The sequence below is a fragment of the Pseudomonas sp. GM80 genome (assembly GCF_000282515.1).
Taxonomy (GTDB): Bacteria; Pseudomonadota; Gammaproteobacteria; order Pseudomonadales; family Pseudomonadaceae; genus Aquipseudomonas.
On record NZ_AKJD01000122.1, the window covers coordinates 1 to 5118 of the forward strand.

Below are 5118 nucleotides of genomic sequence, written 5' to 3' on the forward strand. Positions count from 1 at the left end.
TCGGCAGCTCCTACAGGGAAACGCATATCCATGTAGGAGCTGCCGAAGGCTGCGATCTTTTAGCGCTGTCCGAGGCAACAAAACTCTTTAGGCACACTCCAACCTTGGCCACTCACGACCAAGGACGCCCACCATGAAAACCCTCACCGCCAGCCTGCTCTGCCTCACCGCCCTAGCCTCCCAGGCCCACGCCTCCAGCCCGGACGCCTGGGCCGCCTACGACAAAACCGTACTCGCCAGTTGCACCAAAGCCAGCGGCCTGAAAAATGCCAAACCCGTCGGCACACCCGCACAATTCGACGACCGCGTCGGCTACACCGCCGTGTTGCTGCAAGGCCAATACCCGCAAAAACACATGAAAGGCCAGCAAGGCAGCGAGTTGTGCCTGTACAACAAGCAATCAAAAACCGCCTTCGTCACTGAGTGGGACTCGATCCGCCCGACCGCCAAACCTCAGTGAATGGCGCATAACTTGCTTCGACCCGTGCCTGTGCGGTGGTTTTCCGCCACCGTTTCACACCTTGGTTGAAGAAAGATCGCTCAATGAATACGACGTTTTCCTGCGTAGGCTGCGGCAAGTGCTGCACCGACCACCATGTGCCCCTGACCTTGGCCGAAGCCCGCATGTGGGCGGCGGATGGCGGCCAGGTGATCGTGTTAGTCGAAGCCTTTCTCGGCAATGGCCTGGGCCTGCCGGTACACCAGCGTGAACACGCCGAACGTCGTTCAGCGGTGGTGCGCAGCGGCATGACGCAAGCGCATGTGGCAATCACTTTTGCCGCGTACAACGTCGGCCCCTGCCGGAATCTTGACGAAGACAAGCTCTGCCGGATTTACGAACGGCGGCCGCTGGTTTGCCGCATCTATCCGGCAGAAATCAATCCGCACATCCCGCTCAACCCTGCTGCCAAGGATTGCCCGCCGGAATCCTGGACCCAGGGACCGGCTTTGATTGCGGGGGGTGAGTTGGTTGATCAGGAATTGGTTGAATTGATTCAGCGCTCGCGTCAGGCCGATCGGGATGACATCGGCACCAAGGATGCAATCTGTGCGCTGCTGGGGATTCGTACTACGGCGTTGAAAGGTGATGGCTTCACCGCCTACCTGCCGAACATGGCGGCATTCGCCACGGTCATCGATCAGGTGAGTGCGCAGCCGCCGGGCGAGGCGCACAGCGAATGGCTGTTTCATGTGTCCGGAGATGACATTGCCGGGCAAGTGCTGGCGGCGGGGGCGCAAGTGGTGACCGAGCCGGCGCAGACGTATGCGTTTATCTCGTTGCGCGCGGCCTGATCAGAATTTTACGGCGAACGAACTGGCCTCATCGCTGGCAAGCCAGCTCCCACAGGGTTCTGTGGCGTACACAAATAGTGTGAACACCCGAGAATAATGTGGGAGCTGGCTTGCCAGCGATGGGGCCTTTGCAGGCGACCTCAATCGCGAACCTGCCGCCGCCCCCAGAATTCACGCGCCAACAAGCGCAAATCCCCCGCCAACCCTGCCACATCCTCGGAATTTTGCTGACTCTGCCGCCCCTCATCCACCGTCACCTCGCACGCCGTGCGGATGCTGACGATGTTGCGATTGATGTCCTCGCTCACCGCGCTCTGCTGCTCCACCGCCGCCGCTATCTGCAGGCTCATCTCGGTGATCTGCTCGACCCGCTCACTGATCCCGTCCAGCGCCCGCGCCGCGCGTTGCGCCTGTTCGACACTGTTATCGACATGCTCGCTGCTCTGCTGCATGACCATCACCGCATCGCGCGCGCCGTTTTGCAGGGTACTGATCATGCGCTGAATCTCGTTGGTCGATTGCTGGGTGCGTTGCGCCAAGCCGCGCACCTCATCGGCGACCACGGCAAAACCGCGCCCGGCATCACCGGCGCGCGCCGCTTCGATCGCCGCGTTGAGCGCCAGCAGATTGGTCTGCTCGGCGATGCTGCGGATCACCTCCAGCACCCCGGAGATCTCGCTGCTATGACCTTCGAGCTGATGAATCACCTCGGTGGCGCGCCCCAACTCTTCGGCCAGACGCAACACCGCACGGCGACTCTCACCCACCAGTAAATGCCCCTCGCGGGTTTCGGTTCCGGCCATGTCTGCCGCCACCGAAGCTTGCTGCGCATGGCTGGCCACCTGCGCGACACTGGCGGCCATTTGATGAATCGCTGCCGCCACCAGATCGGTTTCTGCTTGCTGCGCGAGTGAACTGCTATGACTGCTCTGCAGATGATCGACCAGTTGCGCGGCATGCCCGGCCAATTGCTGCGAGGCATCGCCAATGCGCCCGACCACCGCGCCGACCTGCGCCTCAAGCATCTGCAAGGCGAACTCGATCTGCCCCAACTCATCGCCCCGGCCGGTGTAGATGGTCTGGCTCAAGGGGTTGTCGGCAATATGTTTCGCACGTTCGGTGAGACGCACCAGCGGACGCAAAATCCAGCGCACACCCAACGCACAGGCGCCACTGCCAGCCGCGAACGCAGCGGCTTCAATCCAGAACGACTCCGGTCGTAACCACGCCTCGATACTCAAGACCATGCCAAGCAACGCACTGCCCAGCGCAGTGATCTTCGCCTGCACGCTGATCTCAGGCAGTTGCCAGCGCGTCATCTGATCACCGCGCAATTGCGCATAAGCGCGCTCAGCCGCCGCGACCAGACGCGCGTCCGCCCGCGTGCGCACCGACTGATACTCCACCGCCACGCCGTTCTGTGTGACCGGTGTGACAAAGGCGCTGACCCAATAATGATCACCGTTCTTGCAACGATTCTTCACCAGCCCCATCCACGACCGCCCGCGTTTGAGCGTCTGCCACATGTGCGCAAACGCCTGCGCCGGCATGTCCGGATGACGCAGCAGGTGGTGCGGCGTCCCCAGCAGTTCGTCGCGGGTATAACCGCTGATCTGGATGAAATCGTCGTTGGCGTAGGTGATCGCGCTGGTCAGATCGGTGGTCGAAAGAATGTTCGCATCCAGCGCCACGTCGACGTTGCGGCCGGTCACCGGGAGATTGATCTTCATGGATAGCGCGCTCGTTTTATGGGAAGAGTCGGCAGGGCTGCTGACTCTAAGCGCACCAATTGGTCAAATATTGATCTGGCTCAGGAACTGAGCACTTAGCCATCACTGTGTTCGAAAATCATCGCCATCGAAAATCACAGTGAGGGCCGCAGGCGGGAATAAAACTCAGCGCTTGCCCATCGAACGACGGGTGCCCGGCGGCGCCATGCCCGGGGTCTTGGTGTGGCCATTCTTGGCGCCGTTCTTGTACCAAGGCTGGTTAGAGCCTTTGGCAGAAGCCAGCTCGCCCGGTTTGAACGGGAACTTGAAGGCCGGAATTTCGGCTTTGGTGTCGCTGGTATCGGCCAGTTCAGCCGAGACATCGCTGACAGCGTCGTCAACCGGCGGCAGGGTCGGGGAAGTCATAAAAGCTCCGGAAAGCAAAAAGTCGGGCCCGAACAGTGAGCCGCGAAGGCGCGCAGTATACCTGCGCGCCATGGCTCGGCACCTGAAGATTTACAGCGCACGCCGAACGGCTCACAGGTAGGTGATGGTGACGATGCCTTTATCGGTCGAAGTCTTCAGCGCTTCGTAGCTCATGGAGATCGGCAGCGACTGATGGCCGCAAGCGTTGCGATCAGTGTCCACCTCGACTTTCAGACCAGGCTTGATTTCGACCTGACGGGACTGCGCGGCGGACAACGCGCCGACACGTGCGACCGCACAGCCGGAATTGACGATCTGCCCGGTAAAACGGATCTCGCCAGATTGACTGCCAGGTGCAGCGAAGGCTGCGAGTGGAAGCAAGAGCAGCACATACGGCAGAGCGGTTTTCAGCTTCATGTCTAGACCCTCCCGAGGTGAGCGGCCCGGAAAACCCAGGCTACATAATGTTTATCCGCGAACAGGGGAGGATCTTGAGCAGGATAGTTGGCAAACAAGTCCCGAATTGGGACCGTTATACCGTCATCGCGAGCAGGCTCACTCCCACATGTGAAATGCATTCTCTCTGTAGGAGTGAGCCTGCTCGCGATGAACGATAACGCGGTGTTCCTGCCTGATCAGGGCTGGGGATCAACCCGATCCAAAACACGGTTGACCGCCAGTTCGGCGAGCATGACGATCTGCTGGATGGCCAGTGCCGTGCTGCGTTGCGGGCGGCTGAGCTGATCGGCGAAATCGCCGGCCATCACATTGGCCGAGGCCAGGGATTCGCAAGCGTGGGCGAGCAGGCTTTCGGTGTCGATGTTCGGGTGGATGAGGAACATCGTGCTGGGCAAGCGTGGTTTTATCGGGTCGGGGCTGAGGTAGAAATCGAGGGCGCGTTTTATGGCTTCGCGGTTTTTTAGCTGGTCGTCGGCGCGGATGGCGTCTTCGAGGGGGGTTGTTGTTTCGAAGGGGGGATCGGGTACGGGCTTAGTCATGGAAATGTTCCTTGTCAAAAGCCAACACGTGCCGTTTCTCACGCGGCGGAGTGGTGGCAGCTATGTGCGGAGTGAGAAACCGGTAGGAACAAGCCCGGCCGAACCGAAGTTCGCCCGCACACAGCCGCCATAAAAATTGCAGGGCAGCAAAAAGCCGGCGGCAATTATGGTGGTACTGGTGTTGGATTAACAGTTCCTAAGGGCTCTCACACCCGATCGCCGAGTTTTCGGCGACAACCCAAGCCTAGAGAGCGCACGTCCGACGGACAACCTGAAAACCTTGTGGGAAGGTTCACCCATTTCGAAACGCGTTTAAACACCCACTGCCGATGTAGGAGCTGCCGCAGGCTGCGATCTTTTGATGTTCGACGTCAGAGGCAAGATCACAAGATCACAAGATCACAAGATCGCAGCCTGCGGCAGCTCCTACATGAGATTGCCGCCAACTGAAGAAAATGCTCGGCTGGCGGGCCGCCATCGCTGGCAAGCCAGCTCCCACAGGGTTTTTGTGCAGTCTGTAATAAATAGGTTGGCCGCCATCGCGAGCAAGCTCTGCTCCTACGAAGAGCAAAAGCAGAACGCACACCGCTTCTGCTTCTGCTTCTCACCACTCAACAGGATGAGCGTTAGCTCGGCTGCAGCTCTTGATCTTGATCCACGGGCGACGTCGGAAGGCTGAGTGGAGGGATTGA

At 59.9% G+C, this 5118-nt stretch carries 6 protein-coding genes and 1 pseudogene; 2 read left to right on the forward strand and 5 right to left on the reverse strand.

The window, feature by feature from the left end; genetic code table 11:
- Positions 1-133: 133 nt before the first annotated feature.
- Both PMI37_RS19035 and PMI37_RS19040 read left to right on the forward strand, forming a co-directional pair.
- Positions 134-460: a hypothetical protein gene (locus PMI37_RS19035; RefSeq protein WP_008083849.1), complete on the forward strand. Its 327-nt coding sequence runs from the start codon at positions 134-136 to the stop codon at positions 458-460.
- A gap of 83 nt (positions 461-543) precedes the next feature.
- Positions 544-1293 carry a YkgJ family cysteine cluster protein gene (locus PMI37_RS19040; RefSeq protein WP_008083850.1) on the forward strand — a complete coding sequence of 250 codons (750 nt, stop codon included), beginning with the start codon at positions 544-546 and terminating at the stop codon, positions 1291-1293.
- 140 nt (positions 1294-1433) lie between these two features.
- Here the strand turns inward: PMI37_RS19040 and PMI37_RS19045 are convergent, their stop codons facing one another.
- The 5 genes and pseudogenes from PMI37_RS19045 to PMI37_RS19060 all read right to left on the reverse strand — a co-directional run bounded on the left by PMI37_RS19045 (position 1434) and on the right by PMI37_RS19060 (position 4426).
- On the reverse strand, positions 1434-2540 hold the full coding sequence (locus tag PMI37_RS19045; protein WP_443216824.1) for a methyl-accepting chemotaxis protein: 1107 nt from the start codon (positions 2538-2540) through the stop codon (positions 1434-1436).
- A gap of 201 nt (positions 2541-2741) precedes the next feature.
- A pseudogene (locus PMI37_RS32555) lies at positions 2742-3023 on the reverse strand (PAS domain-containing protein); the annotation flags it as partial.
- A gap of 165 nt (positions 3024-3188) precedes the next feature.
- Positions 3189-3428: a hypothetical protein gene (locus tag PMI37_RS19050; protein ID WP_008083852.1), complete on the reverse strand. Its 240-nt coding sequence runs from the start codon at positions 3426-3428 to the stop codon at positions 3189-3191.
- Positions 3429-3539: 111 nt separating this feature from the next.
- Complete coding sequence (locus PMI37_RS19055; RefSeq protein ID WP_008083853.1) at positions 3540-3845, reverse strand: hypothetical protein; 306 nt, start codon at positions 3843-3845, stop codon at positions 3540-3542.
- A 218-nt stretch (positions 3846-4063) separates the two neighbouring features.
- Positions 4064-4426, reverse strand: a complete 363-nt coding sequence (locus PMI37_RS19060) for a DUF6124 family protein (RefSeq protein ID WP_008083854.1) — start codon at positions 4424-4426, stop codon at positions 4064-4066.
- Between the last annotated feature and the right edge of the window lie 692 nt (positions 4427-5118).